The 4587-nt window shown below is 50.8% G+C and carries 2 protein-coding genes; both read left to right on the plus strand.

Annotation, left to right across the window (positions count from 1 at the left end):
• Positions 1–3422 (plus strand): DNA-directed RNA polymerase subunit beta' (gene rpoC / locus ACPXV9_RS15745; protein WP_423899027.1); only part of this gene is annotated, 3422 nt, incomplete at its 5' end.
• A 181-nt stretch (positions 3423–3603) separates the two neighbouring features.
• Positions 3604–4452 carry a CDP-diacylglycerol--serine O-phosphatidyltransferase gene (pssA, locus tag ACPXV9_RS15750; protein ID WP_423899029.1) on the plus strand — a complete coding sequence of 283 codons (849 nt, stop codon included), beginning with the start codon at positions 3604–3606 and terminating at the stop codon, positions 4450–4452.
• Positions 4453–4587 lie beyond the last annotated feature (135 nt).

Genomic DNA, 4587 nt, shown 5'->3' on the forward strand with positions numbered 1-4587 from the left:
ACCGTCGTGTGATCAACCGTAACAACCGTCTGAAGCGCCTGTTGGATCTGAATGCTCCGGACATTATTGTGCGCAACGAAAAGCGTATGCTGCAGGAATCTGTGGATGCGCTGCTGGATAACGGTCGTCGCGGTCGCGCCATTACCGGTTCCAACAAGCGTCCTCTGAAATCTTTGGCTGACATGATCAAAGGTAAACAGGGTCGTTTCCGTCAGAACCTGTTGGGTAAGCGTGTTGACTACTCCGGTCGTTCCGTAATTGTTGTGGGCCCGACCCTGAAACTGCATCAGTGTGGTCTGCCCAAGAAGATGGCGCTGGAACTGTTCAAGCCATTTATCTTCAGCAAGCTTGAGCTGCGTGGTCTGGCGACCACCATCAAGGCTGCCAAGAAGATGGTTGAGCGTGAAGAACCCGTTGTTTGGGATATTCTGGATGAAGTGATTCGTGAGCACCCTGTCATGCTCAACCGTGCACCGACTCTTCACCGTCTGGGTATCCAGGCGTTTGAACCTGTATTGATTGAAGGTAAAGCCATTCAGCTGCACCCATTGGTTTGTGCGGCCTATAACGCTGACTTCGATGGTGACCAGATGGCGGTACACGTACCCCTGACGCTGGAAGCCCAGCTGGAAGCCCGTGCCCTGATGATGTCCACCAACAACATCTTGTCACCTGCTTCCGGTGAGCCAATCATTGTTCCTTCTCAGGACGTGGTATTGGGTCTGTACTGGATGACCCGTGAGCGTGTAAATGCTCAGGGTGAAGGCATGGTATTTGCGGACGTGAAAGAAGTTTCCCGTGCCTACAATGCTCAGAAAGTTAATATCCAGGCGAAGATCAAGGTTCGTATTACCGAGACCGTTAAGAACGAAGACGGCGACAGCGAAACCCGTACTTTCCTGGCGGACACTACTGTAGGTCGTGTGCTGTTGTGGGAGATCGTTCCCGAAGGTATGCCGTTTGAGCAGGTTAACCGTCCGATGGTTAAGAAAGCCATCTCTCAGGTGATCAATTACTGCTATCGCATCGTCGGTCTGAAATCGACCGTTATCTTTGCTGACCAACTGATGTACATGGGTTACCAGTACTCCACCAAGTCCGGTTCTTCTATTGGTGTAAATGACTTTGCTATCCCTGATGAGAAACATGCAATCGTAGCCAGTGCTGAAGCGGAAGTGAAAGAAATTGAAAGCCAGTACGCCTCCGGTCTGGTTACTCAGGGTGAGAAATACAACAAGGTGATCGATATCTGGTCTCGCGCTAACGATTTGGTAGCCAAGGCCATGATGGAAGGTATTACTACCGAGACTGTGATTAATAAAGACGGTGAAGAAGAGCAACAAGGTTCTTTCAACTCCGTATTTATGTACGCTGACTCCGGTGCTCGTGGTTCCCCTGCTCAGATTCGTCAGCTGGCCGGTATGCGTGGTCTGATGGCCAAGCCAGACGGCTCCATTATTGAGACGCCAATTACCGCAAACTTCCGTGAAGGTCTGAATGTTGGTCAGTACTTTATTTCTACCCACGGTGCCCGTAAGGGTCTGGCGGATACCGCACTGAAAACTGCGAACTCCGGTTACCTGACTCGTCGTCTGGTGGATGTTGCGCAAGACGTGGTTATCACCGAGCAGGATTGTGGTACAGACGCGGGTCTGACCATGGCGCCTGTTATTGAAGGTGGTGATGTAATCGAATCCTTGGGTGATCGTATTCTTGGTCGTGTGATCGGCGAAGATATTCTGGTTCCAGGCTCTGATGAAGTGCTGTTCGAAGCCGGTGTTATGATCGACGAGAAGATGGTTGCTCAGATTGAAGAGGTAGGTATCGATGAAGTGCAGGTACGCTCGCCGATTACCTGTGAAACCCGCCACGGTATCTGTGCCCAGTGTTACGGTCGTGATTTGGCCCGTGGCCACTTGGCCAATCCAGGTGAGGCTGTCGGTGTTATTGCTGCCCAGTCCATCGGTGAGCCGGGTACCCAGCTGACCATGCGTACCTTCCACATTGGTGGTGCGGCGAGCCGGGCTTCTGCGGTAGACAGTGTTCAAGTTAAGCAAGACGGTACTGTGCGTCTGATCAACCTTAAGGTTGTTGAAAACAACGATGGCAACCTGGTTGCGGTGTCTCGCTCCGGTGAGCTGGCTGTTGCCGATGACAGTGGTCGTGAGCGTGAGCGTTATAAGCTGCCTTACGGTGCCGAGATTACTGTTAAAGAAGGTGACAAGGTTGAAGGTGGTCAGTTTGTGGCCAAGTGGGATCCCCACACTCACCCGATTGTTACTGAAGTGGCTGGTAAGGTTGTGTTCTCCGGCATGGAAGATGGCCTGTCCATCCGTCGTCAGACTGATGAGTTGACCGGCCTGACTTCTATTGAGGTTCTGGATCCGGCCGAACGTCCAGCGGCTGGTAAGGATCTGAAGCCTACTGTGACATTGGTTGACGAAGCGGGTAACGAGCTTTGCCTGGCCAACACCAATGTGCCGGCGCACTACATGTTGCCAGCCAAGGCTATTCTGAGCATTGGCGACGGTGATCAGATCGGTGTGGGTGACGTAATTGCCCGTATTCCTCAGGAAGGCTCCAAAACCCGTGATATTACCGGTGGTCTGCCGCGCGTTGCCGACCTGTTTGAAGCACGTAAGCCAAAAGAGCCGTCCATTCTGGCGGAAATCTCCGGTACTGTTTCCTTCGGTAAGGAAACCAAAGGCAAACGTCGTCTGGTAATTACACCTAACGATGGTCAGCCTCTGGCCGATGGTAGCACTCACTGGGAGCAGCTGATTCCGAAGCACCGTCAATTGACTGTGTTTGAAGGTGAGAAGGTAGAAAAGGGTGAGGTTGTATCCGATGGCCCGAGCAACCCGCACGATATCCTGCGTCTGCAGGGTGTAGAGGCTCTGGCTCGCTACATCACCAACGAAATCCAGGATGTTTACCGTCTGCAGGGTGTGAAGATTAACGATAAGCACATTGAAGTTATCGTTCGTCAGATGTTGCGCAAAGTTGAGATTACCGCAATGGGTGATTCCAGCTTCGTGAAAGGTGAGCAGGCGGAATTCAACCGCGTACTGACTGAAAACGAAGAATTGCGTGACAGCGATAAGCAGCCCGCGACCTTTGATCGTCAATTGCTGGGTATCACCAAGGCGTCTCTGGCGACTGAATCGTTTATCTCTGCCGCTTCGTTCCAGGAGACCACTCGCGTACTGACCGAGGCTGCGGTAACTGGCAAGTCCGATAACCTGCGCGGTCTCAAAGAGAACGTGGTTGTTGGTCGCTTGATTCCTGCTGGTACCGGTTTGGCGTATCACAAAGAACGCCGTCGTCAGCGTGAAGCTGAGCTGAGCATGGAGACTGAAGGTGTAAGTGCAGCAGAAGTAGAAGCTGCTCTGACTGAGGCTCTGAAGTCCAGCGCCAGTTAATACTGGTTGTGCTTTGTGATCTCTGGGTCACGAGCTGACAAGAAAAATCCGGTGTCAGAAATGGCATCGGATTTTTTTATGTCCTGCGTATATGTGAAAGCTAATCTGTAGGCAGCTTTCAGAGGCAGAGTTATAATGAACAGATTGGGTCATTACCCGTTTTTTGTGATTGAGATAACTGATGAATGAGAACAGCAACGAAAACCAAGATAAGGTTGCGCATATTAATTCGGCGGCTGACGATAAAAGTAACAAGTCGGAAGAAAGCTTTATCCCTGTCGATGAGCACATTGAAGAGGTGCATGTTGATGGTAAGAAGGTAAAGCACAAGGGTATTTACTTATTGCCTAATTTATTTACCACTGCGGCGTTATTCAGTGGTTTCTATGCCATTATTTCTGCGGTGCATGGCAATTTTGAATTCGCTGCCTTGGCAATCTTTGCCGCTATGGTGTTCGATGGCTTGGATGGACGAGTGGCGCGCCTCACTGGAACCGCCAGTGAGTTTGGTGTTCAGTACGACAGTCTGTCAGATATGGTGTCCTTTGGTGTTGCGCCTGCGCTGGTGATGTACTTTTGGGCTCTAGTGGATCTGGGTAAATTTGGTGTCGGGGTGGCATTTGTGTATGTGGCGGGTGCGGCATTACGACTGGCACGCTTTAATACTCAGGTTGGTGAGGTCGACTCACGATATTTTATCGGCCTGGCAAGCCCTGCAGCGGCAGCGGTAGTCGCTGGTATGGTTTGGGTCGGCTTTGATGTTGAAATGGCTGGCAGGCCTTCTGTGATTGCCGGAATCATAACCGCGCTTATGGGTCTGCTGATGGTATCCAATGTCAAATACAGTTCTTTTAAAGATCTCGATCTCAAAGGTCGTGTCCCTTTTGTGGCAATGTTGGGTATGGTTTTGGCTTTTGGTGTCATTGCAGTGGATCCACCCAAGATACTTTTAACCCTGTTTTCTCTTTATGCCGGTTCGGGCTTGGTTATGTGGCTGTTGTCACTTCGAAAACTGTCGCGTAATAATTGAACTTTTTCAGGCTGTTAGTTTCTCAGATCGGGCGCTTTTTAAGCGCCCGATTTGTTTTTGAAAATTATTTTTAAAAACCGCTTGCAAGCGTTCAGGGTCGGCCGTATAGTTCGCGCCCTCCTGTTGAGGAGCGCA

Origin of the sequence: Candidatus Pelagadaptatus aseana (assembly GCF_040362265.1) — a bacterium.
Taxonomy (GTDB): Bacteria; Pseudomonadota; Gammaproteobacteria; order Pseudomonadales; family Cellvibrionaceae; genus Pelagadaptatus; species Pelagadaptatus aseana.

Bases quoted from the DNA above. Each gene is read 5' to 3' on its own strand.
- pssA (WP_423899029.1), top strand. From the start codon at position 3,604: ATGAATGAGAACAGCAACGAAAACCAAGATAAGGTTGCGCATATTAAT.